We start from the raw sequence: 23863 nt of genomic DNA, 5'->3' as shown, positions 1-23863 counted from the left end.
TTACCCACCTAACAAAACTTTATGCGCCCTAACTAATATAAAAAAATCAAATAAAAATAGTAGTAACAGTGCAAATGTATATAGTAATAAACAAACAAATAAATTAGAAATATATAATATTGATAATGATATATTAGATTTAAATTTACTACAATTAAAAAATAACGAATATCATTTTGTAGATAAAAAAACAGAAGAAAAAAGTTTAAAAAATATTGAAAATTTATCTAATTAATAATAACCATAAAATAGTAAATAAATACAACGCTATGCCAAAAATAATAAAACAAAAGAAATTAAACGAAATAAATAATCATTATCAAACATTATCTGAAAATGATAAAAAAACTTTTAAAGAAAAATTAAAAACAATTGGTACAGAGGTTATTACATCTGAAATAATTTCTGGTGGTGGTATTATAGGAATTTCAAAAATGACAGGTATATCACCAATAAAAGGCTTATCAACCACTGCTAATTTTATTAAAAATAGTTTATCCTCTGCTCGTGCTAGTGTTTTGTCAGAAACAGGAGAAGTAATGGAAATGACTCCTCTTTTAGCAGAAAGTTCAGCAGAAGGATTAGAAATTGCAGAAACAATTACTGCTGCTGAAACAACAGCAGCAGTTGAAGGTGGAATTATAGTCGGGGAAACTAGTACTGCTGCCGCTTTAGCTCCGGAAACTCTAGGATTATCTTTAGTAATTGGAGGATTAGCAATTGCAGGAACATGAATGTATTTTGCTTTTCATCATCATGCAACATCTGATATTGCGTTGCCGGCTTCAATTCATCATAATATTTATGACAACATTGAAAAATGATATAAATTTCTCGCCCATGATAAATTAAAAATTAAAATTAACAAAAACACATGAAATGAAATCAAACAAAATAAAAATTCACAAGCAAACATTACTAAAATTATTAAAAATAAATTTGTTATAAATGACCATTCTGGCTGAGGCGGAAGTGTCACAAATGAAGATTTCAATACTCTCGTAAAAGTAATGCTGCTTCATTTTGAACAAATAAATGGTTATTTTGAAATATTAGATAATGAAAATGATGGTTTTGTCATTATAACCAACACTGAAGGCGATTGACTAGGAATAGAATAAAATTTAACATTATTAATTAAAAAATTAAAATATTTCTTATATGTGTTATGCATAAATAACCCGACTTCAAATTTTAATTTTAATATATTTGTTAATTATCTAATTTAAATTAAGATTAAAAATATTTTTAACTAAAGCAGTATTTAAGTTTAAATACTGCTTTTTTATTTTGTCAAAATAGAAAAAATGAAAAAGTTGTTTAAGAAGAGTATTGTCATAATTAAAAACCATCTTTCTCTAGGCAGTAATTTTAACATTTTATATATTTTTATTAATTAAATAATGAATTAATTGTTGTCTTTTTTTGTATGAAATTTTTTAATATGAAATTTGTTTGAACCGGGGTAACTATATTCTTGTATTGTTATTTTTACATCTTTAATTTTTTTAGCAATATAAAAATATTCAATATTTGTTTTTTGAAAATCTTTATCAAAAAATTCTCTTTCTTCTGGGGTGCTGTTTTCTTTTTTATAATTATAAATTTCTTTAATTTCTTTAAATACTGGTTCATTGGTAAAGACAGCAAACCCTCTAGTATTTTCTCCATAATTTTTTATTTCTAAAGGTAATTGCTCTTTTACTGAGTCAATATTAATATATACTGGGTCGCTGCCTTTTTTATACAATGATTGTAAATAACTGTTATTTATTTCTGAAAATTTTAAGTCATATGTTTTATATTGAGTTTTTCTTTTATTTCTAACTAATTGCACTGCCGTTTTCTCATTGTTAATATTTGGTGGAATAGTAAAAATGTTATTGAAACTAATAGTTAGCACGGTAAATATTTTCATAAACATTTTTATCACTCCTTTTTAAAATATTTTATTTTTCATTATTCTTTTAGCTTTAATTTTTTAATAAGTCACTCAATGATACAGTTCATAATTACCGCTATTGTAATGCATATATCTAAATATCCTAGTATCATAAGTGAAATTAATGCTTCAAATTTTTCATATAATAATTTCAAATCATTAATTCCCAATTTTAAAAATGGAATGAAAAAGATAATAATCATAAAAATGTAAGGCAAAATTCTCCATCATTATTTTTTAAAAGAATTAATTAGTTTGTTTGATTTCATTTTTCAAGGCTTTTTTTCTTTAATTTTTTGAATAGTAAAGCGGATTAATTTTTCAAATTTAATTGCAAAATATATTGCTCCGCCTCATCAAAAAACAAATATTCCGGCGAGCATAATAACACTATTGAACTTACCAAAAAAATCAACCATTTCTTTATTCATAAAATCATTAAATTCGTCACTTGTTCCAGTTATTCATTTAGTATCTATTACTGTTAATGCACAAATTAATAAACTTATAAAGATGAAAATGATACTTAATACTATTTTTAACCACTGCTTTTTAAAAGAATTTTTAATTCTTAATTTTAATGGCATTTTTTCTTTTGAATTATCTTTTTTAAATAATTTTCCTAAAAGTTTCTTCATTTTAATTTTCCTTTCATATTTTTATTGTCCTTTAATCACAATAAATAAAGCAATAAGTACACAAGTGACACCAAGAATGGTAAAAATTGGGTGTTGCGAAAATGTCCGAGCCATTGGTTTAAATAGTTCTAAAATTGTTAAATTGCTAGTAATAAACTTTTGGAAATTGGCAAGTCCCTCGCTAATATAGTTCGTTAAAGTTTCAAAATGACTACCAGCCAACAATCCAAGAACAGTTATTAAGATAAAAATAATAATTAGTTTAAACATTTTTAGTTACCTTGTTTTGTTTTTATTGGTTTTATTTGTTTTTTAGTTTTTCCTCATGCACTTAAACGCCCCTTATTTTTAACAGCATATTGGCGTTGTTTTTCTAAATTAATTTGTTGACTGCCAAATCCAAGAATGATTGCCATAAGAAACTCTACAGCCAGTGTTAAGAATAAAGGAAATATCAGTTGAATATTCGTTCCCGGCACTTCTAAACTTCAAATTAAGTCAAAAACTTTATAAAGCATTTGAGCGAGAAAGTCGGCCATTTTTGCGAGATTTTTCATTTTTTATTATTCCTTTTCTTTCATTTTTCTTAAAAATTTGCTGAATTTATCCATTTTTAAGTATTCTAAGTCTTCTAAATCAATTGCTGTGTCATTATAGTATTTATCTTCATAGTCAGGATTCACTTTTGAATTTAAGTAATCTCTTAAAAACGCTAGGTAAAAAGAATTGTAAGTGTTAAGTATTGGTAAAGGAATTTTTAGTTTAAAAAAATAAATATCTAATTCCGGAATATCACGATATTTAATGCGACGACCCTTTTTACTATTTTTAGCATCAATTAAAGTGTTTCGTCAGCGTTCATATTCTTCAATACTAGTAAAGGTGCCATAGATGACTTTTAAGTAGGGGCGAAAAATATTAACGGGTTTTTTACGAATGCCCACAATCACATTATTGGCAATATCACGAACTTTAACTCAAATATGTTTATCTCTTTGACCGCTAGCTAGCACAATATGACCGAAATGGCGTGCCAGAGCGAAATATTCTTGAATACCGGTTTCTTCGTTTTTGGTATTATTTTTTTCTCAATCAGTTCCTTCTAAAAATAAGTTGGTTTCATCTCATAAAAGTAAGGTTTTGTCTGGCAATACCGGATAATCAAAATCTAATAATCCCATATGTCCTAAACTTAATTTTTGGGTTTCTAGTAATGGAAAGGTTGCGGCGATGTGATATTTTTTCTTTTTTAGTAATTTTGCTGCGTATACTAGAAAGGCGGTTTTTCCAGTTCCTAACGAACCAATCACAATATTTAATGGTGAGTTTTTTAAGAAGTTAATAACTTTGTTAATTTGTGTTAAATTGCTGATTTTAAAAACGAAAATCAAAATACAACCTGCTAAAAATAAATAGCTTACAATGTTTTTAAAATAACCGTTGTAAATGTATCAAATTGCTCCTCAATGTCATAAAATTAAAAATGAGGTGCGATTTAATTCAATAAAATGGTTATTTTTTTCTATTATTCATTTGCAAAATTTCATCTTGCACCTCATTTTATTTTTTTGTTAGCGTACTGCGCCAAGTAGTTTTTCAAACATTTTAAAGCAAATAAAGAATATTGCCAAAATAAATGGAAAAATGAAGATTCAGTAGTCAGCAAAGAAGTTACCAACTTGTGGCATATTAACGGCAATAATTTCTCACATTTTAGTAAATGCTGTTATAATTGCATTTCACAATTTAGTCATCGCATCGCTAGCTGTTATTTTTGTTACCGCTGGTGCATCGGCCAAGAAAGTTCCAATCATATAATCACCCCCTTTCTTTTTTAAAACATTCATCATTTATATTCAAAGTTTTTCTTAAATTTGTTAAAACTACAATTAACCTTAACGCGATTGTATTTTTTTCTAACTAATTTTGAATTTCTTTGGTACTGCATCACAATGTAACTTCTTGACATTAATTTTGTCTCTATCTAAATATTGATATGGTTTTTCAAAGTATCATTAGAATAAATCACACCATAATCGCTGTTAAGAATCAAAAAGCAATGTTTGCTATTAAAAGTCAAAGTGGTGCTTCGGTTAAATCAATTTCTTTGCCACCAGTAATATGAGCTGGGATAGTTGTGATTTGAATAAATAAATCTCAGAAAGTTTGTTTAATTTGTTCTCAATTAAATTCTTTTAAGTTTATTGTCATTTTTTATTTCCCAAAAATCATTTTTATTGGTAAATACATAATTGAAATTAAGGCGAAAAGAAAAGTGATGATAATAATTAATCCGGCAATAAAGGCAACTTGTGCAGGCATTTTTTCTATCGGAACAAACAGTTTTAAGAACCCCATAATAATTTCTCAAAACATTATTTTTTATCCTCGTTATTTTCTTTTGAATTAGGTGCTTTAACTCATTCTTCAAAGCGAGCAATAAACACTTTTTCGTCTTTTGTGAAATTACCAGTATTATTTTTAATGGTATTTTTGTATTTAATTCTAATTTTTATTTTGGCATAAATTTTATAAGCAAAATATGCCAGTAACATTATGCAAATGATTATAAATATTAGTCCAATTGTAATATTCATTTTTAAACTCCTTTAAAATAGTTATAATTTGTATTTTTTTTGTTGTTTTCTTTTTCGGCAATGAAGAAACCTAATAATTCTTGGCCTTTAATTAACTTAGTTTCTTGCTCTTGTTGATTAACTGAAATTACTTGATATTCACTATTCTTGATTATTCCGATACAAATGGAATTTTCATATTTTCCTTTATAAACAAATCGTTTTGGAAACCAAATACTGATTTGTTTATTAAATCAGGGAATTTTTGGTGCTTTGATTAAAATTGCGTTTTGCGTTTCTTTTAAGAGATATTTTTTAGTATTTAAGAAAATGTTTTCAATGTTTTTCATAGTAAATTACCTTTCTTATTTGTTATAAACTAAGTTATTTAACTAAGTTTTTTAAACATTTATATATCGCAGATTTGAATGTTTAACAAGTTTTGTTAGTAAACTTCGTTTACTAATTAACTTAGTTTGATTTCATTGGTGCAAAAAATATAAAGCATAATTAAAAATAATAAGTGTTAATTTAACCTTATATTTCTTGCAATAAATAAATGAGCTCATATTTATTTATTGATTTTGTGCAAAACTAACATAAGTGTGTGCTTTACACAATCGTAATCGTACAGCGACTAATTTTAATAAAGCTAAAGGAACATTAGGCGTTACTGGCAGTGTTCGTTATCTTTTTACTCGGGTGGGACTATTAGTTCTTACTAATAAGATGGTTAGTGTGGATGAAGTTTTTGAATGAGCTTTAGAAATTGCGGCTATTGATGTTAATAATGATGAAGGAACATTTATTATTACGACAACTGTTGATAGGTTTTGAATAACCAAAACCTTTTTAGAATCTAAGGGTGTTACTGCCTTTGATGTTAGTGAAATTGTTTTTCAACCGAATAAAACAGTATCCTTAGAAAATGAAATTGCGATTGAACAGTTTTGACAGTTAATTAATTCCTTAGAAGCTGATGATGATGTGCAAAATATTTATTATAAAACGCCAAATTGTAAAGTTAAGTGCAACTAAATTATTTTTCTAACCAAATATTCGATTGGCGAAAGATAATTTAGTATTTTTCTTGGTCTTTGGTTTAAAGACAATATAAATTTATGAACTGCATTTTTAGTAGTGTTTGAAAAATTAAATTTTTTAGGAAATTTTTCTCTAATTAAACCATTAGTATTTTCATTAGTACCTCTTTGTCAAGGTGAATATGCATCAGCAAAATAAATTTTCACATTTAAATTTTTTTCAAGTTGTTGTCAATTAGCAAATTCTTTACCCCTATCAAATGTTATAGTCTTAACAAGATTATTTGGAAGAATTGATAAATAATGACTAATATTTTTGTTAATAACTTTAGTAGTTCTATTTTCAACTAATATTGCTAAAGTAAATCTTGATGTTCTTTCAACTAAAGTTATTAAACATGATTTACTTTTACCTCGTGATGATACTACAGTATCACCTTCTCAATGGCCAAGAGTTATGCGATTATTAATATTTCGTTCTTTAATGGATTTACCATTAAATTTACCCCGATTTTCTTGAGATTTTCGTTTCTTACCTTTTCTTCTTAAATTTTTACTAGTAACCTTTTCAAGTAATCCAGAATAAATTCAATTGTAAATTGTTTTAAAACTAATAATTCATTCTTGATGAAAATTTTTAATTCTGCCATAAATTTGTTCAGGCGATCAACCTAATAATAATTTTTGTTGTACATATTTTACTAATTCTCTATTTTTAAATTTATGAAAATAAACATGTAATTGTTTTCTATTTTCTGCTTTATTTTGTGCAATTAATGAAAAATAATGATTATTATCTTTATTTCTATTAACTTCTCGATTAATAGTACTAATACTTCGATTAATATTTTTAGCTATTTCACTAATTTTTACTTTAAATTTCAATTGATTCTCAATATAAATTCTTTCATCTATGCCAAGATGTTTGTATCCCATATAAAAACTCCTTAAATTTACTTTTTCTAAAATAAACTTAGCATCATGAAATTTTTATATGAAATCTTTTGCAATTTTATTTACTTGCACTTACAAGTATAATTCAGCTAAACTTTGTGGAAGATGATAATTAAAAAGGAAATTATATTACTAATATGGAAGAACATTGCCGATAGTTGTTAGCGACAATTATTTTTTCACTTTTAAAAATTATATTGTATAATTATAAATGATTTGACAATAAGGTTGGAAAAAATAATGGAAAAGTCTTATTTGTATAGTTATGTTCTTAAATTATTAGAATTAAAAACTATGGAATTGAAATTAGAAATTTCTTCGTTGTCAATTGTTGATGTGGCAACTTATTATTTGGAAGTGATTTTGCATAAACGGCAAGCTACTAGTTTGCAACAAGCAACATATGATATATTTAATATTAAACCAAATATTGTTATTGAATATATTAATAATAAATTAATTACTGATAAAACAATATCATTAGATGATTTTAAAGAAATGTTTGAAAAGAAATAATGAGGTATAGATATGAAAAATAATATTAAAGGAACGCAACGAAACCTTTGAATTCAATTCGGTTTATTTATTATTTTAATTTTAAGTACTATTGCTGGTTTAATTATGGGTAGTTTTTTTGTTGATAATAATTTTCGTTCAGGAATGTTAGTTGGTGGGGCATATCAAACAATTGTTAGTTATGAAAATGCGAAAAATCGTCATGAGGCTGTTAATACTTTGCAAGATAAAATTGATCCTTTAAGAAAAAAACGAATGGATATTAGTCGTTTTGCTAGTAATATTGGGGGAAGTCGTTTAAATATTATCGTTCCGCAAGCTAATTATGGTAATATTGCTGATTTTTTACGAGATGTTGAACGCAGCGGATCAATTTTCTTTTTAGATGATAAAGGTGATGATTTACTTGTTGGTACAGGGACAGGTGAAACTTACAAACCAGCAAAGAAGGATGGTAAAAGAATTGTTTTAAAAGATTTTATTGATAGTAGTTCAATCAAAAATTCTTTAATTTCGGGAATAAATAAGCCATCAATTGAATTCAAAATTAAAAATTTAGAGTTATATAATGCGATTTTAAAATATCAAGATAAAAAGTCAGTTTATGTTTGACAAGATTTTGGGCAAATGTTAGATGAGATGCGGAGCAATTATAACGATTTGATAAAACTTAGAAAATTTATTAATGCTAAAGCGGTAGCTTTGCAAGGTGGTGAAGCGCAAGAATTAAGAAATGCTCTGCGAAGTCTCTTAGCGGCTAGTGTTCGTAATCGTGAAAATGCTGATGTTAAAGAAGTAAATTTAGCTGATCAAAGTGTTAATACGGATTCTGATATTTATAACTATTTTCAAAACGCTGATGTTACTTTTAATGAGGTTCTTAGCTATAATAAGAATTCGCCAAATAGTGATTTAACAATTGATATTAATAATGAAGATGATACTTATGATAAGCAAAAATATTTAAATCCGTTTCGTCCTTTTTTAGTAGAACTTGTTAATACTGAATTTAAAGATGTTATGAATAACAAATATAAAAATAAGTATTTAATTACATCTTCATCATTACAGCTTAAACCTAATAATAGTGATAAAGTAAGTGATATTGCTTTTATTGAAATTAGTGGTGAAGAGGCAGCCGCTGGTTTAGCTAAAATTTTTAGTGCCGGCATTAAAGGAATTGCCTACCAAGTTGAGTCATATTCAGTATCCGATACCGTAATTAGTAATGCCACAAAGGTGATGATGATTATTACTGTTAGTGTTATTTTGTTAATAACATTAGTTATTTTGGCAGTATTTTATCGTGTTTTGGGTCTTATTTTCGGTCTTATTTTAGCAACAATGGTCGTTGTTACAATGGTTGTGTTTAATGTTTTATTAGGGATTTATGGCTGAGAAGTGTTTATTGCTATGCTGATAGGTATGATGGTTGCTTTAAGTAGTAGTATTATTTTATTAGAACGAATGAAAACTGAGTTTAATGGGGGTAAATCTTTAATTCAATCTTTTTTAGATGCTAATCGAAAATCAATATCAACAGTTTTTGATATGAGTGTTTTGCCATTGATAATTAGTTTCTTTATTTATTGATTTGGAACCGGTATTATTAAATCGTTTGCGATTATGCTAATTATTAGTATTTTAGGAGCTTTTATTTTTGGTATTGTTTTAATCCGAGGAATTTATTATTCGTTATTATCATTAAACTGGATTAATAACCGTCAAGATTTAGTAATGACTAATTCTGTAATTATAAAACAAAAAATTCATTATCTTATTAAAAAGCTTGGTTTTAATCGGATAACACAGTTTTCTAAGAAATTTAGTTATCAAAAAAGTTTTAAATGATTAGTTTTACTTTCTACGATTATTATTTCGTGTGGTGTTATTGTTGTTACAACTGCGGGACCGGGTACTAGTTTAGAATTTACGCGGGGAACAATTTTTCAAGTGCAAACTTCTGGACATAGTATTACGAGTGATGATGAGGCGTTTCTAAAAGCAATTGAGGAAACTAAAAATGAAATTATTAGTAAATTTAAAACCGATTATTCAGCAGATAGTTATTCGCTAGCAGTATTTAGGCGGATGGAAGATCGTGGATATAATATTTTTATTAAAACTTCCTTAATTGATAATAAATATGTTAACTCCTTACAAACTTGGTTATCAGAAAATAATTTCCAATCTGAAATTAGAATTAATGATGTTAGTTATGGTTCTTTATGAAATGAAACTAGTGGTAGCGTTGTCATTAATGGGGTTATTGTGTTAGCAGTTATTATGGTGATTATTCTAATTTATTTAATTATTCGTTTTGATTGAAGTTTTATTCTACCATTAATATTGACAATTATTCATGATGTTTTATTAACTTGTTCTTTGATAATTATTTGTCGTTTTGAAGTAACGATTGAAGTTGTTACAGCTATTTTAGCAGTAGTTATCTTTGCTATTATTTATAAAATAATTATCTTTGACCGTGTTCGGGAAAATAAAATTGGTTTGGATAGTACGAAAATGAATAAGAGTAATTTATCGGATTTGGTAAATACGGGATTTACAATGACTTTAAAAAGTAGTTTAATTGTTTTATCGTTAGTCTTGTTATTGTCAATGGTGTTATTTGTTATTGGTCAAAATATTGGGGCAGCATTTGGTCTTTTATTAGGTAGTGTTATTGGTATTTATTCTTCAACAATTTTATTGCGATGATTATGAGTATATTTTGCTAACATTAAAGGAAAACTTTTACGAAATAAAAAGCAAAAAATTTATAAATCATTAACTGGACCTGATGAGCAAATTGTTATCGGTGTTAATGATTAATAATGTTGGAAGGATGAGTTAGTTAATGGATTTAAAAGAATTAATAATTGATGTCCCTAATTTTCCAAAACCAGGAATTCAATTTAAGGATATAACACCATTATTGGCTAATGGTGTAGCATTTAAACAAGTTGTTAAGCAATTAGAAGAAATTGTTAAATCATTTAAACCGGATGTTATTGTAGCACCCGAAGCCCGAGGATTTATTTTTGCAACTCCGGTTGCTAGTGAATTGGGATTGGGATTTGTTCCCATTCGTAAGTCAGATAAATTACCGCGAGCAGTTATTCATAAAAGTTATGAATTAGAATATAACAAAAGTACTTTAGCAATTCATAAGGATGCGATTGTTCCCGGAATGAAAGTTGTTATTGTTGATGATTTGCTAGCCAACGGTGGTACGATTGATGCCATTATTAATTTAATTGAAGAATTACAAGGCGAGGTTATTGCCGCAGTATTTGTTATTGAATTGACTAGTTTTAAAGCCCGCGAACAATTTCCTAATTTAAAAATTGAAAGCTTAATTCAGTATTAAAATAAGTGAGTTTGATATTATGAAATCGATAACATTTAAACAAGTTTTAGATAAAGTTAAAACCTATATTAGTAATGAAAAAGATATTGAGGAAATAAAACGCGCATATGCCTATGCTTATAATAAGCATGATCAGCAGTTAAGAAAAAGTGGTGAACCTTATATTAATCATCCTTTATGAACAACTTATTATTTGGCAACATGGCATATGGATTTAGCAACATTAATTTCTGGTTTATTACATGATGTGTTAGAAGACACACCGACAACTTTTGAAGACTTGAATAAAGAGTTTGGTATTGAGATATCAACTTTAGTTGAAGCGGTCACGAAAGTATCTTATTTTGCTAAAATGAATCGTAGTGAAATTAAATCTAATTATTTGCGAAAGTTATATTTAAGTATGGCGCACGATATTCGTGTTATTGTTATTAAGTTAGCAGACCGTTTACATAATATCCAAACAATTGAATATTTGGAACCAGAAAAACAAAAAGTTATTGCGAAAGAAACTTTAGAAGTTTATTCTTCAATTGCGCACCGGTTAGGGATGCGACAAGTAAAAAGTCTTTTAGAAGACTTGTCTTTTGCAATTTTAAATCCTGTTGAATATAAAAGAATTTCTCGCAATGTTGATTTGGAAAAACAACATTTAGAATCATTAATGGCCATAATGATTAACAATATTAAGTCATTATTAGATAGTAAGAATATTAAAGCAACAATTTCTGGTCGTAGCAAAAGTATTTATTCAATTTATCGTAAGATGTATTATTTTGGGCGTAAATTTGAAGATATTCATGATTTATTAGCGATAAGAATTATTACTAATACGATAGATGAATGTTATACGATTTTAGGTTATTTGCATCAGCAATTTCCACCTTTACCAGGAAGATTTAAGGACTATATTGCAACGCCTAAATATAATTTATATCAGTCATTACATACAACAGTTATTCAAGATGCAACAATTTATGAGATTCAAATTCGAACTGTTGATATGGATGAAAAGGCAACTTATGGAGCAGCATCGCATTGAAAATACAAAGAGGGCGAAATCTATAATACTAAAAAACGCCAAGCTGATATTGATGAGCGCTTAGATATTTTTAATCGGATTTTAGATTTAGAAAATATTAACAATGAAGAGTTAGAAAATAATGAAAAACCAAATATGGAGTTAGCCGTTAAGAGTGATATTTTTACTTCTTTAATTTATGTTTTAACTCCTAATGGTAAAGTTATTACTTTGCCTTTTGGGTCAACAATTTTAGATTTTGCATATAAAGTTCATACTGATATTGGTGAGAAAACTACGGGTGGTAAGATTAATGGTAACTATGTTTCTGTTAGTACTGTTTTAAAATCTGGTGATGTTGTGGAAATTAAAACTAGTAAAAATATGCGACCATCCCGTGACTGACTAGTTATTGCTAAAACTAGTTATGCATTGCATAAAATTAAAAGATTTTTAAAAAAACAAGAACAAGAATTTGATGAAACTCATAAAGATAATGAATCTAAAAATCTTAAAAAAATTAAAAATGTTAAAAAAACGATTGATGATGTTTTAACGCAACGGAAATTAAAATGAAAATTAGTTTCCCAAAAAGATCTAATGCATCGCTTAAAGCAATTAAAATATCATACTTTAGAAGATTTTTATTTAGATGTTGCTAATAAGAAATATCAACTTGATGATGCGATTAATCTTTTATTAGCAAGTAATGAAACTAGCCCTAATACTTATTTAAATCATCTTCAAGAAAAAAAAGTTGAAAAAATTAACTTAAAAGATGACATTTTTGTTAAAGTTGCTGATAATATTAAAGCAACTTTAGCTCATTGTTGTATGCCAATGCCGTTAGAACCAATTACGGGATATGTTAGTAAACTTGGTGGGATTCGCGTGCATCGTGTTAATTGCCATAATATTCTTCCAGAAGAACGCCAAGGACGACTTTTGGAAGTGTGGTGGAATGAAAATGTCGTTAAGCGCCATCAATATTATAGTAATATTAAAGTAATTTGTTACGACCGTGATGGTTTAATGGCTAATATTACCAATATTCTTGCTAATTTAAATGCTTCGATTCAACAAATTCATATTGAAACAAGTTCGGATAATAAATACAGTATTAATCTTGTTATTAAAATTGCCAACAAAGTTCTGCTTCAACAATTGTTGTCATCATTACGACAAATACCCCATGTGTACGATGTGGTTGTAATGGAAAACTAGATATATAGTTAGATATATAGTAAAATAAGTCTCTAACTAAATTCCTTTTGTTAGAGACTTATTTTTTTATTTTATTGTCTTAATTTGTTAGCAACTATGTTTACTAGTACTATCTTTCTTACAGTCTTTGCAATTATGTCCCTCAGAACAAGAACATTTGCAGTCTTTACACTTGTTCATTTTATTGCCTCCTTTCTCCTTATGTAGAATAGTTAGATGAAAAATAACTTATATCAATGATAAAATTATTGCTCGCCTTTTGTGGTTATATTTTTCAGTCTAAGATATTCATAAAGGTCGCGTTTAGTTTTCTTAGGTATTTTTTAAAAAAGAAAAAATAGTCATTTACTATAAATTATTTCAATATGCAAATTAAGTATATATTTCTTATGTATGATTTTTGTTGTAAAAAATTATTTTAATGTTGTTTTTTAAGCCAAATTGTAAAGTTAAGTGCAACTAAATTATTTTTCTAACCAAATATTCGATTGGCGAAAGATAATTTAGTATTTTTCTTGGTCTTTGGTTTAAAGACAATATAAATTTATGAACTGCATTTTTAGTAGTGTTTGAAAAATTAAATTTTTTTAGGAAATTTTTCTCTAATTAAACCATTAGTATTTTCATTAGTACCTCTTTGTCAAGGTGAATATGCATCAGCAAAATAAATTTTCACATTTAAATTTTTTTCAAGTTGTTGTCAATTAGCAAATTCTTTACCCCTATCAAATGTTATAGTCTTAACAAGATTATTTGGAAGAATTGATAAATAATGACTAATATTTTTGTTAATAACTTTAGTAGTTCTATTTTCAACTAATATTGCTAAAGTAAATCTTGATGTTCTTTCAACTAAAGTTATTAAACATGATTTACTTCTTTAATGGATTTACCATTAAATTTACGCCGATTTTCTTGAGATTTTCGTTTCTTACCTTTTCTTCTTAAATTTTTACTAGTAACCTTTTCAAGTAATCCAGAATAAATTCAATTGTAAATTGTTTTAAAACTAATAATTCATTCTTGATGAAAATTTTTAATTCTGCCATAAATTTGTTCAGGCGATCAACCTAATAATAATTTTTGTTGTACATATTTCACTAATTTTTACTTTAAATTTCAATTGATTCTCAATATAAATTCTTTCATCTATGCCAAGATGTTTGTATCCCATATAAAAACTCTTTAAATTTACTTTTTCTAAAATAAACTTAGCATTATGAAATTTTTATATGAAATCTTTTGCAATTTTATTTACTTGCACTTACAAGTATAATTCAGCATTAAAAAAACTAAGAGTTTTTATAACATCTTAGTTAACATCTAATATATATTTATGAATTGCTTTACTAACGCCACCATTATTATAAGTATCAGTAATATCATTAGCAATTGCTAATAATGGTTTTTCACTATCTTTCATTGCAATTCCATAACCAGCTCATTCAATCATTTTATAGTCGTTCATCCCATCACCAATGGCCATAACTTCTTCACGATTAATATTTCACATCTTAGCTAAATGCTTAATACCACTTGCTTTACTAATATTTAATTCATTAACCTCAATCATCCGAGATTTTCCCTTGTCAGAAACCGCAATTTCAGCAATTTGTAACTTTTCTAATTCTAATGCTAAACTATTAATTCTTTTACTCTTATCTAATAATAAAATTTTATACATTCTAACATCAGAATTTTCATTAACTTTAACAATTTTACGACGATTTAACTTTTGAATTAACCAAATTTTAAAAGTTTTCTTTAAAATATAACCAATATTACCATCAACACTATAACCTCAAAAAGCAACTTTATAATTTTTAGCTAAATTAATAACTTGTTTAATAGTACTTGACGCTATTTCTTTATCAACTAATAACTCACCAGTTCTTAAATTAATAACATAGGCGCCATTAAAACATACCATATGTTCACTAGTTTCATATAAACCTAATTCACGAGCAAATTTATAACTAGATTGCGGTGATCGTCCTGTAGCAATAATTACTTTAACACCAAGTTCTTGAGCTTGCTTCACAGCAACAATATTTTCTGGATGTAACTCAAAATGATTTTTCAATAATGTTTTATCTAAATCTAAAGCAACTAACTTAATTTTCATCATAACACCATTTATCTTTTCTAATTTATATTTTTCACAAATAATTATAACATATATTACAATTTTTATATTTTAACAATAAAATGGGTCGCGTTTAGTTTTCTTAGGTATTTTTTAAAAAAGAAAAAATAGTCATTTACTATAAATTATTTCAATATGCAAATTAAGTATATATTTCTTATGTATGATTTTTGTTGTAAAAAATTATTTTAATGTTGTTTTTATAAGCATTTTACTTAGTTTTTATAACCTTTTATTAAGAATATGTTTGTTAATATTAAATATTTTGTTTTAGTAATTATTTTTCAAGTAAAAAGGTAATAAATTTTTAGTTGCTTTTCTTTCAAAATTATTCAAATCTTTACCCACCTAACAAAACTTTATGCGCCCTAAAAATGTATCGTTTAAATAAACGATACATCATTAATAACATTAACTATTTATCTTGAATAACTTCAATAGCGGGTAACGGTTTACCTTCTAATAATTCCAAACTAGCACCACCACCAGTTGAAATATAACTAAACTTATCTTTAAAACCTAACTGAATGGCTGCTGCTGTTGAATCACCACCACCAACAATACTAAAAACATTATTTAAATGAGCAATTGTTTCACAAATTGCTAGCGTTCCTTTACTAAAATTTTTCATCTCAAAAACGCCAACTGGACCATTTCAAATAATAGTTTTAGCTTCTTTAATATAGTTATTAAATAATGTTATTGTTTTTTCACCAATATCCATTCCCATATAATCATCAGCAATATTAGCATCAGTACTATTAATTCCAGACTGATCAACAAACTCTTTACTCATCAAATGATCAATCGGTAAAATAATTTTACCATTTGCTTTTTGTAAATACTGTTTAGCTAATTGTATTTTATCTTCTTCAATTAAAGACTTGCCAATATTAAATTGTTGCGCTTTTAAAAAAGTATAACTCATTGCTCCACCAATAATTATTTTATCAGCTACCTTTAAAAGATGATCAATAACACCAATCTTATCAGATACTTTTGCCCCTCCTAAAATCACAACAACAGGTCGCTCAGGATTAATAATCGCTTTATTTAACATTGCTAACTCTTTTTCCACTAACAAGCCAATACACGATTCATTAATATTAGTTGCGATACCAACATTAGAAGCATGCTCACGATGGGCTGTGCCAAAAGCATCATTAACAAAAACATCACCTAAACTTGCTCAATATTTACCTAAACTAGCATCATTATTAGATTCCCTTTTATTTTCTAAATCAGCAAAACGCGTATTTTCCATTAATAAAATTTGTTTATTTTCTAAACTATTAATTGCTGTTTGCAATGTTACCCCACTAATTTCATCAACAAAGTTTACTTCAATACCTAATAACTCTGCTAACCGCTTTGCTACTGGTTTTAATGAATATTTTTTTAAATCTTCTGACCGTTTTATTCTTCCCAAATGTGATAATAAAATAACTTTAGCATCGTGGTCTAATAAATATTGAATTGTTGGGATGGCACTAATAATACGATTATCATCACTAATAACACCATCAACTAATGGCACATTAAAATCTACTCGGACTAATACTTTTTTATCTTTAAAATTAATATCTGCCAATTTTTTTTTCATATGAATTTAATTTTCCTTTCCAATAATAAAAACTAAGGTATCCACCTTAGCCATTATTTATTCCATTAAGTTTGCAATATGATTAACTGTTCGGCATAGTTGATTAACATATGACATTTCATTATCATATCAAGCAAAAACTTGGATTAATTGATCGTCTCTTAAAGTCATTACTTTAGTTTGCGTAGCATCAAATAATGAACCATAACTAATACCAATAACATCACTAGAAACAATCGGATCTTCAGTATAACCAAAAGATTCATTAGCAGCATTTTTCATTGCTTCATTAATATCAGCAACTGTTACCTTTTTATTTAAAAGGACAGTTAACTCAGTAATTGAACCAGTAACTACTGGTACTCTTTGAGCTGCACCATCTAATTTTCCTTTTAAATTTGGTAATACTAACCCAATCGCTTTAGCAGCTCCCGTAGTATTTGGAATAATATTAACTGCCGCTGCTCTTGCTCTTCTAAAATCACCTTTACGATGTGGCCCATCCAAAATATTTTGATCATTAGTATAAGCATGAATTGTTGTCATCACCCCAGTTTTAATACCAAATTTTTCATCTAATACTTGTGCCATTGGTGCTAAACAATTAGTTGTACAAGATGCCGCGGAGATAATAGTATCACTAGCAATAATTTCATGATGATTAACATTAAACACAACGGTTTTTAAATCAGCTCCCGCAGGTGCTGAAATGATAACTTTTTTAGCTCCCGCAGCTATATGAGCTGCTGCACTTTCCTTAGTAACAAATAACCCTGTTGATTCAACAACAGCATCAATATTTAACTCTTTTCACGGTAAATTTTTAGGATCCTTTTCAGATACAATTTTAATTTCATGACCATCAATAACTAAACTTGATTCCTTAGTAGTAACTTCCTTATCAAATCGCTTTTGTGCTGAATCATATTTTAATAAATGACCTAACATCTTAACATCACCTAAATCATTAATTGCTACAACCTCAATATTTTCATAATTCATTAATATTCTTAAAGTTAAACGACCAATGCGTCCAAACCCATTAATTGCAATTCTTTTCTTTGTCATTCTGTTTTCCTCCTATATGCACTGCAATAATTATACAAATAACTCCTTTATTTTACAATTAAATTAGTAATTTTCTTCTAAAACACTATCTAGAAATTACCAAAGACATTGCAAATCATTGCCAATTTATTGGGCATATTTCCGAAGCACATCGCCCCCTAATAATGCTGGTTTTGCCAAGTATCTAATTCTTTCTACTAACCGAATTGATTTCACAATATCAATATTTTTATATTTAGCATTACGACTATAATATTCTTGTAAGTTACCCATATCATAATTAGAAGTAAAAAATGTTGATAAATTATGTTGCATCCGATAATTTAAAATACTAAATAAAATCTCATCACGAGTTCACTCCGATACGGGTTCACCAGCTAAATCATCTAAAAATAACACATCACAAGTTTGGAGCTTATAAATATCACTAGCTAATGAATTAGTTGCTTTTGAAATCGCTTGTTTTAATTGACTCATTAATTGGGGAACAAAAACAAAACATACTTTATAATCATTCCGAACTAAACTATTAGCTAATAAAATAGAAATATAAGTTTTACCAATACCAGGAGCACCATAAATATATAATCCTGTTGTTTGCTCTTTTTTAAGGAAATTAATAAAATATTCTTTTAATTTTATGCGAATAAAATCATTTTCTGGTAAATGAAAATCACTTTCTAATGATAAATTAATCATTGATAAAGGAAAATGACAAATTAAATAATTATTACGAATTTTATCATTAGCTCGTAAATATTGACGATGTAAACAATCTTGCATTTCTAAATAAATCCGTTGATTTTCATAAACTAATTCTAACCGATATCCAGGAATTAATTGTTGACATTCATTTCAATTCAAACCATCCAAACATTCAACAAAATTATTTAAATATTTTTCTAAAATATCACTATTTCGTAATAAATCTTTTTTTAATAATTGATGTTCAGCAATAAATTTTTGCAAAGCAATAATCTTAGTTTTTTGAATCCGATGATAAATATCCATAACAATCACTTCCTTCCATAATTATGTTTGATAAAGGGGGTCTTCTTGTAACCATTTTGGAATAATACCTGTATTTCATTTAATTTCATAATCAAATTTTGATTTTTTTACAATTTTATTAAATTTTACTTTTCCCTTATTAAAACTTTGAACATAAGCAGTTCTTAAATATATCATTGCTTGTTCAACAGTAGTAATCTGCTTTTGTTGTAATGTGCTCGCAATTTTTTCTAAATAACCCATAACCAAAAGTTTATTATTTTTATATCACACATATTCAATTAAGCAATTAGTAACTTCTGGTGACAAAGTATAAGTAACTAATAACTTAGCCAATAACTGTAAATCTTTCGCTTGTAAAGGAAAATTTTGTAATAATGTTAAATATTTATATGGTGATATTGTTTGCATCTCATAAATTTTTTTTTGTAAAGGATTTTTCATATCTTCATTAGCAACTTCTAATGATTGGTTATTAGTTTCTGGCAAATGATTGGTTTGGAAAATAAAATCAGCACTAGAAGCATCTGCTTTTACTATTGATAAAGAAAATATTTCATTAAAGCATTTCGTAATTTTTTTATAACTTGACAGATTTTCTTGATATTGCATAAATAAAAACTTTGTTCGTTCATAATCATTAAGAGAAAGATTATTAATTAGCAATTGATTAAATTGCTGATGATTAAAAAAGTCTTGTGGTGCCATCGGAGCAAATAATTCATAGTAATAAGTAACACCAATATTAGTATTATTACGATAAACATCAAGTAAATTTATTGCTTCTAACCGATTTCTCGCAACTTCAATTTCCAGTAATGATAATTGTAATAAATTTTGCAAGCGTAAATGCGAATTATCTAAATTTAAAACTTTCATTGATAATTGTTCATTTAATAAAGCAAAATATAGCGAAACAGCATTAACACCAATAATTGGTTGATATAAATGTTGAACTATCTTTTGCGTTTCACTACAAATATGAGAATTAATAATTATTTGAAATTTTTCTTCTGATTGTAACATTTTTATCTCCACCTTATTGTCTTATTTATTCTATGACAGAATAATAACGATGTAAATAATAAACAATAAAAAAATAATTACCCACTAAGTTATCCACAACTTAGTCCTAAAAATATCTTATAAATAAGATGCTTTAATTTACTTATCCACATAATTCACAACTTATAATTTATTCTGACATTGACAGCAAAAATATGTACCACGACCATTAAGCTTAATTTTTTCAATTATTGAAGAACAAACATAACACGCTAATGCTTCTCTTGTATGCACTTTCAATAACTGCTGATATGTCCCTTTAACACCAACATTAGAAGTATAACTAGCAATTGTTGTTCCTTTTAAGTTAATCGCTTGTGTTAAAATTTGTTTCGCATTATTTAAAATTGCTTTTAAATGCTCGGTTTCTAATTTATTACACCTAGTAACCGGATGAATTTTACTAGCAAATAATACCTCATCAACATAAATATTTCCTAAACCACTAATAATACTTTGATCTAACAGCATTGTTTTAATAGCTCGGTTCTTATTTTTAAATTTCTTTTGTAAATAATCAACAGTAGCCCTTGATTCAAAAGGTTCTGGTCCCACTTTGATTAATGGTGCTAATTGTTCATATTCATCCTTTTTTTGCAAATGAAAAGTACCAAATCTTCTTGTATCATGATATCTTAATTCACAACCATTACTTAATTCTAAAACTAATAAAACATGTTTTCATTCAATATTATCATTAAGATTTTGATAATAATATTTGCCTTCCATTCGTAAATGACTAATTAACACAAAATCTTCTAATTCAAAAATTAAATGTTTTGCTTTTCTTTTTAAATCAAGAATTTTTTGACCAACAATCAATTTTCGAAATGATACTAAGTCGGGTTGTTTAATTACCGAACTTCAATAAATTCTAATTCCTGTAATAACTTGATTGCAAACGAAAGGTTGTAAACTAGCACGAACAGTTTCTACTTCTGGTAATTCTGGCATTAACTTAATTTCCTTTATACTTCATATCAATTATTTCCTATATTAATATCAACCGTTAAGGGCACCTGCAATTTTGTTGCTAAATTCATTGCTGAATTAACAATTTTTTTAACAATTTCTAATTCATTTTCATATACTTCAACAATCAACTCATCATGAACTTGAGCAACAAGATACGATTTTAAATTATTTTGTTCTAATTGCTGATCAATTTTAATTAGAGCTAATTTAATTATATCAGCTGCTGTTCCTTGAATCGGAGCATTAATTGCAACGCGTTCTGCTGCTTGTTTAGCTACTCAATTCCGATCATTAATTGTTGGAATGTATCGAATCCGATTGAATAAAGTTTTAACAAATTTATGTTCTTGACAAAATTTAATTGTATTATCCATATAATGACGAATTTCAGGAAAAACAGCAAAATATCGTTCAATAATTTTTTTTGCTTCGCTAATAGAAATCATTAATTGTTTACTTAAACCAAAATCAGAAATACCATACACAATCCCAAAATTAACAGTTTTTGCAACTCTTCGTTGCTGTTCACTAACTTCAGTTTGATTAATAGAAAATATTTTACTAGCAGTCAATGAATGAATATCTTCATTATTTTTAAATGCTTTAATTAATTCTTTAACATTAGCCATATGTGCTAAAACTTTTAATTCAATTTGCGAGTAATCACTAGATAATACTACTTGTGTGCCAGAATCATTAGGAACAAACACTTTACGAACTAATTTTTGATGAACATCATGAATACTAATATTTTGCATATTAGGTTCTTGTGAAGATAACCTTCCTGTTGTTGTATTAGTTTGATTATAAATCGTATGCACCTTACCATCTGCGAAAATATATTTTTCCAAACCTTTTAAATAAGTTGAATAAGTTTTTTGATATTTACGATATTCCAAAATTTTATCAATAATTGGATGCAATTGTTGCATTTGTAATTGCATTAATACTTCTTGTGCCGTACTACCTTTTTGTAAATCAGGTAATTTTAACACATCAAATAATAATTCTTTTAATTGTTTAGGAGAATTAGGATTAACATCTTGTTGTGCTAAACTATTAATTTCTTCATTTAATTGGGTGACAATTTTTAATACTTCTTTTGTTAACTGTTCTAATTGTTCCATATCAACACGAATACCGTGAAACTCCATTTTTGCCAATACAAAAGCACAAGGAAACTCAATATTTTTATACAACTCTAATTGTTGTTGTTGTTCTAATTTCTTACTAAGAAGCGGTTTTAAATGTAAAATTCATCAAGCTTTTCTAGTAATAAAACCAGCAACTTCTTGTAATTCTCGTACAACTTTTTTTTGATTTTTACCATAAAACATTTCATCATTCATAAAAGTTTGTTCAGCAAAATAATTAATAACATTATTAATCGTTACTTTCATATTCGCATTTAAAATATAACTTGCTAATTGTAAATCAAAAGCAATACCTTTAACTTCAATATGATGTCATTTACAACCATTAATAACTTTCTTCAAATCAAAAACATCTTTTAAACATTTTTCATCTTTTAAAAATGCTAAAAATAATTCATCAGTACTAGCAACAAGATAATCTAAATAAAATGCTCCTTTATCGTTAACAACGCCAAACCCAATAATGTCTGAAGTATAATAATTATCACCATTCATTTCAACAAATAACGCATTTTCAACACAATTATAATTAGCATCTCACTTATTTAAAATTTTACCTTGATCTTTATTATTATTATCTTGTGAAGGATTATTTGTCTCTAAACGATTAACTAATGATTTCAAATTATATTTTAAATAAAATTCTTCTAAGCGATTTAAATCTGTATTAATTGTTAACGAAGATAAATCCTTAGGAAAAGGAACATCATATCTTAAAGACGCCATTTCTTTACATAATAAACCAATATTAGCATTATTCACAATTTTTTCTTTAACCGCTGTTTTTAATTCCTCTTGATGCGTAATAATATTTTCTAATGTTCCAAATTGATGTAACAATGATAAAGCAGTTTTTTCACCAATGCCTTTAATACCTGGAAGATTATCACTAGCATCACCTTTTAATCCTTTTAAATCAGGTATTTGGTTTGGGGATATATCTCATCTTGCTTTTAATGAATCAACATTAATAATTTCTACTTGTGATAATCCCTGCTTCGGTTTAACAATTACCGTATTAGCAGATAATAACTGTTCTAAATCACCATCCGATGACAAAATTTCAATTTCTCAATTTAAATCAATTGCCTTTTTATTAATCGTAGCAATAATATCATCAGCTTCAAAATCAGGATGTTCATATCATTGAATTCCATAGGCATCTAAAAACTCACGAACTAATGGTAATTGCTGTAATAATTCTTGTGGGGTTTTAACGCGTTTTTCTTTATAACTAGGTAATATTCCATAACGAAAATTTTTAGGTCCAGCATCAAAAGCAACCAAAACTAAATCATAATTTTGTTTTAAAATCTTTTCTAACATTGTAATAAAACCTAACAAAGCATTAGTTGGTGTCCCATCATTTGCTCGTAAAGTTATGGAATTACTATATGCAGTTGCGTAATATGCTCGAAAAACTAAACCATTACCATCAACTAATAATATTTTCTTCATTAAAAAATTTTCACCTAATTCTATTTCATTTCTTAAATTATTATAACAAATAAACTTGTCAAAAATAAAAACAGCAAGGATTTTGCTGTTTTTATTTTT

The 23863-nt window shown here is 26.9% G+C and carries 27 protein-coding genes; 6 read left to right on the top strand and 21 right to left on the bottom strand.

Annotated features, from left to right (window positions below; all coding sequences use genetic code 4):
- Nucleotides 1-269: 269 nt before the first annotated feature.
- Nucleotides 270-1121 carry a hypothetical protein gene (locus tag AAHN02_RS04790; protein ID WP_342277492.1) on the top strand — a complete coding sequence of 284 codons (852 nt, stop codon included), beginning with the start codon at nt 270-272 and terminating at the stop codon, nt 1119-1121.
- A 287-nt stretch (nt 1122-1408) separates the two neighbouring features.
- On the opposite strand, the gene AAHN02_RS04785 is transcribed toward AAHN02_RS04790, so the two are convergent.
- The 10 genes from AAHN02_RS04785 to AAHN02_RS04740 all read right to left on the bottom strand — a co-directional run bounded on the left by AAHN02_RS04785 (nt 1409) and on the right by AAHN02_RS04740 (nt 5506).
- Nucleotides 1409-1918: a hypothetical protein gene (locus tag AAHN02_RS04785; RefSeq protein WP_342277491.1), complete on the bottom strand. Its 510-nt coding sequence runs from the start codon at nt 1916-1918 to the stop codon at nt 1409-1411.
- Between the two features lie 254 nt (nt 1919-2172).
- Complete coding sequence (locus AAHN02_RS04780) at nt 2173-2580, bottom strand: hypothetical protein (protein ID WP_342277285.1); 408 nt, start codon at nt 2578-2580, stop codon at nt 2173-2175.
- Between the two features lie 21 nt (nt 2581-2601).
- The gene (locus AAHN02_RS04775; protein ID WP_342224158.1) at nt 2602-2850 is read right to left on the bottom strand and encodes a hypothetical protein; all 249 of its coding nucleotides are present in this window, start codon (nt 2848-2850) and stop codon (nt 2602-2604) included.
- 2 nt (nt 2851-2852) lie between these two features.
- The gene (locus AAHN02_RS04770) at nt 2853-3137 is read right to left on the bottom strand and encodes a hypothetical protein (protein WP_342277490.1); all 285 of its coding nucleotides are present in this window, start codon (nt 3135-3137) and stop codon (nt 2853-2855) included.
- 6 nt (nt 3138-3143) lie between these two features.
- A complete protein-coding gene (locus AAHN02_RS04765) occupies nt 3144-4127 on the bottom strand; it encodes a hypothetical protein (protein ID WP_342277489.1) in 984 nt (327 codons plus the stop codon).
- A gap of 24 nt (nt 4128-4151) precedes the next feature.
- Nucleotides 4152-4394 carry a hypothetical protein gene (locus tag AAHN02_RS04760; RefSeq protein ID WP_342263184.1) on the bottom strand — a complete coding sequence of 81 codons (243 nt, stop codon included), beginning with the start codon at nt 4392-4394 and terminating at the stop codon, nt 4152-4154.
- A gap of 166 nt (nt 4395-4560) precedes the next feature.
- Nucleotides 4561-4791, bottom strand: coding sequence for a hypothetical protein (locus AAHN02_RS04755; protein WP_342277287.1), 231 nt, complete (start codon nt 4789-4791; stop codon nt 4561-4563).
- 3 nt (nt 4792-4794) lie between these two features.
- A complete protein-coding gene (locus tag AAHN02_RS04750; RefSeq protein WP_342277288.1) occupies nt 4795-4956 on the bottom strand; it encodes a hypothetical protein in 162 nt (53 codons plus the stop codon).
- Nucleotides 4956-5177 (bottom strand): hypothetical protein, encoded by a 222-nt coding sequence (locus AAHN02_RS04745; protein ID WP_342277488.1) that lies wholly within the window; start codon nt 5175-5177, stop codon nt 4956-4958. Before AAHN02_RS04745 ends, AAHN02_RS04750 begins: the two co-directional genes overlap by 1 nt.
- 2 nt (nt 5178-5179) lie before the next feature.
- A complete protein-coding gene (locus tag AAHN02_RS04740) occupies nt 5180-5506 on the bottom strand; it encodes a hypothetical protein (protein ID WP_342277487.1) in 327 nt (108 codons plus the stop codon).
- 253 nt (nt 5507-5759) lie between these two features.
- Here AAHN02_RS04740 and AAHN02_RS04735 point away from each other — a divergent pair, with 253 nt between their 5' ends.
- The gene (locus AAHN02_RS04735) at nt 5760-6194 is read left to right on the top strand and encodes a YebC/PmpR family DNA-binding transcriptional regulator (RefSeq protein ID WP_342277486.1); all 435 of its coding nucleotides are present in this window, start codon (nt 5760-5762) and stop codon (nt 6192-6194) included.
- Here the strand turns inward: AAHN02_RS04735 and AAHN02_RS04730 are convergent.
- Entirely contained in the window at nt 6191-7135 is a 945-nt protein-coding gene (locus AAHN02_RS04730) for an IS30 family transposase (protein WP_342277485.1), read from the bottom strand. The two genes, AAHN02_RS04735 and AAHN02_RS04730, sit on opposite strands and share 4 nt — an antisense overlap.
- Nucleotides 7136-7393: 258 nt before the next feature.
- Between AAHN02_RS04730 and AAHN02_RS04725 the strand changes: the two genes are divergently transcribed.
- The 4 genes from AAHN02_RS04725 to AAHN02_RS04710 are packed head-to-tail and all read left to right on the top strand — an operon-like array spanning nt 7394 to nt 13284.
- The gene (locus tag AAHN02_RS04725; RefSeq protein WP_338968116.1) at nt 7394-7669 is read left to right on the top strand and encodes a hypothetical protein; all 276 of its coding nucleotides are present in this window, start codon (nt 7394-7396) and stop codon (nt 7667-7669) included.
- 12 nt (nt 7670-7681) lie between these two features.
- On the top strand, nt 7682-10501 hold the full coding sequence (secDF, locus tag AAHN02_RS04720; RefSeq protein ID WP_342277484.1) for a protein translocase subunit SecDF: 2820 nt from the start codon (nt 7682-7684) through the stop codon (nt 10499-10501).
- A gap of 25 nt (nt 10502-10526) precedes the next feature.
- Nucleotides 10527-11039 carry an adenine phosphoribosyltransferase gene (locus AAHN02_RS04715; protein WP_342277483.1) on the top strand — a complete coding sequence of 171 codons (513 nt, stop codon included), beginning with the start codon at nt 10527-10529 and terminating at the stop codon, nt 11037-11039.
- Between the two features lie 19 nt (nt 11040-11058).
- On the top strand, nt 11059-13284 hold the full coding sequence (locus AAHN02_RS04710; protein WP_342277482.1) for a RelA/SpoT family protein: 2226 nt from the start codon (nt 11059-11061) through the stop codon (nt 13282-13284).
- Nucleotides 13285-13861: 577 nt separating this feature from the next.
- Here AAHN02_RS04710 and AAHN02_RS04705 read toward each other — a convergent pair.
- The 10 genes from AAHN02_RS04705 to polA form a co-directional block, all read right to left on the bottom strand.
- The gene (locus AAHN02_RS04705; RefSeq protein ID WP_342278189.1) at nt 13862-14104 is read right to left on the bottom strand and encodes an IS30 family transposase; all 243 of its coding nucleotides are present in this window, start codon (nt 14102-14104) and stop codon (nt 13862-13864) included.
- 41 nt (nt 14105-14145) lie between these two features.
- Nucleotides 14146-14385 carry a hypothetical protein gene (locus AAHN02_RS04700; protein ID WP_342277481.1) on the bottom strand — a complete coding sequence of 80 codons (240 nt, stop codon included), beginning with the start codon at nt 14383-14385 and terminating at the stop codon, nt 14146-14148.
- Entirely contained in the window at nt 14321-14458 is a 138-nt protein-coding gene (locus AAHN02_RS04695) for a hypothetical protein (protein ID WP_342277480.1), read from the bottom strand. Before AAHN02_RS04695 ends, AAHN02_RS04700 begins: the two co-directional genes overlap by 65 nt.
- A gap of 138 nt (nt 14459-14596) precedes the next feature.
- A complete protein-coding gene (locus AAHN02_RS04690; RefSeq protein ID WP_342277479.1) occupies nt 14597-15409 on the bottom strand; it encodes an HAD family hydrolase in 813 nt (270 codons plus the stop codon).
- A 436-nt stretch (nt 15410-15845) separates the two neighbouring features.
- Nucleotides 15846-17033, bottom strand: a complete 1188-nt coding sequence (locus AAHN02_RS04685) for a phosphoglycerate kinase (RefSeq protein ID WP_342277478.1) — start codon at nt 17031-17033, stop codon at nt 15846-15848.
- A gap of 57 nt (nt 17034-17090) precedes the next feature.
- The gene (gap, locus tag AAHN02_RS04680) at nt 17091-18101 is read right to left on the bottom strand and encodes a type I glyceraldehyde-3-phosphate dehydrogenase (RefSeq protein ID WP_342277477.1); all 1011 of its coding nucleotides are present in this window, start codon (nt 18099-18101) and stop codon (nt 17091-17093) included.
- 126 nt (nt 18102-18227) lie between these two features.
- Nucleotides 18228-19112 carry an ATP-binding protein gene (locus AAHN02_RS04675; protein WP_342277476.1) on the bottom strand — a complete coding sequence of 295 codons (885 nt, stop codon included), beginning with the start codon at nt 19110-19112 and terminating at the stop codon, nt 18228-18230.
- 21 nt (nt 19113-19133) lie between these two features.
- Nucleotides 19134-20138, bottom strand: a complete 1005-nt coding sequence (locus tag AAHN02_RS04670; protein ID WP_342277475.1) for a DnaD domain protein — start codon at nt 20136-20138, stop codon at nt 19134-19136.
- A gap of 162 nt (nt 20139-20300) precedes the next feature.
- Nucleotides 20301-21131: a DNA-formamidopyrimidine glycosylase gene (gene mutM / locus AAHN02_RS04665; RefSeq protein ID WP_342277474.1), complete on the bottom strand. Its 831-nt coding sequence runs from the start codon at nt 21129-21131 to the stop codon at nt 20301-20303.
- Nucleotides 21132-21145: 14 nt separating this feature from the next.
- Nucleotides 21146-23764 (bottom strand): DNA polymerase I, encoded by a 2619-nt coding sequence (polA, locus tag AAHN02_RS04660; protein ID WP_342277473.1) that lies wholly within the window; start codon nt 23762-23764, stop codon nt 21146-21148.
- Nucleotides 23765-23863: the final 99 nt, after the last annotated feature.

It is taken from the genome of Spiroplasma endosymbiont of Nephrotoma flavescens, from assembly GCF_964030835.1.
Classification (GTDB): Bacteria; Bacillota_I; Bacilli_A; order Mycoplasmatales; family Nriv7; genus Nriv7.
This window is presented reverse-complemented; position numbering and strand designations above follow the sequence as displayed.